Below are 737 nucleotides of genomic sequence, written 5' to 3' on the forward strand. Positions count from 1 at the left end.
AACGCGCACGGTGGGGTGGGGGTCGGGAGGTGCGGCGCGGAAGCGAGCGGCGGCGCCGACCTGGTGCGCGGCCGGCGCGTGGCGGTGGGCGCGGTCGAGGGGACGTGCGGTGGCGTCGCGGCCGAGGCGGGCTGGGGCGCGCGGCTCGTCGCCGCGCTGGACGAAGCGCGCGTCTGGGCGGGCGTGACGCGCGGCACGCTCGCGGCCGTCGGCGCACCGGTCATCAGCGAGCAGGACAAGACGTCGCTGCATCGCGCGAAGGACGCGCTCGCCGTCGACATGGAGTCGCATATCGCGGCGGCCTTCGCGGCGGCGCGCGGCGTACCGTTCGCGGTGTGCCGCGCGATCGTCGATCCGGCGTGGCGCACGTTGCCGCGCGCGGCGACGGCCGGCCTGCGCGACGACGGCAGCACGGCGATCCTGCCGATCCTGCGCGAACTGCTGAAGCAGCCGTCGCAGCTCGGCCCGCTGCTGCAGGTCGCGAGCGATGCGCGCGCGGCGCGTACGACGCTGATCCAGGCGCGGCACGCGTTCGAGCGTGCCGGTGCGATGCGGATCGCCTGAGCGGCACGCGCCGCCTGTCTCGCCCTTCTCCCCCGGTTTCCGTTTCTCGCGGACAAAAAAAGAGCGCTGCGTCTGCAGCGCTCTTTGTCTTTGCGGCGGTGGCCGTTGCAGCGTTACTGCTGCACGGCCGGCGCGCTCGCGGGCGTCGCGGGTGCGGCCGCCGATGCCGCAGC

Annotated in this window: 1 protein-coding gene; it reads left to right on the top strand. The window is 75.3% G+C overall.

Annotated features, from left to right (window positions below):
* A partial coding sequence (locus G3N98_RS39455) for a hypothetical protein (RefSeq protein WP_206151144.1) occupies positions 1-564 on the top strand: 564 nt, incomplete at its 5' end.
* Positions 565-737 lie beyond the last annotated feature (173 nt).

It is taken from the genome of Burkholderia sp. Tr-20390, assembly GCF_017104595.1.
GTDB lineage: Bacteria > Pseudomonadota > Gammaproteobacteria > Burkholderiales > Burkholderiaceae > Burkholderia.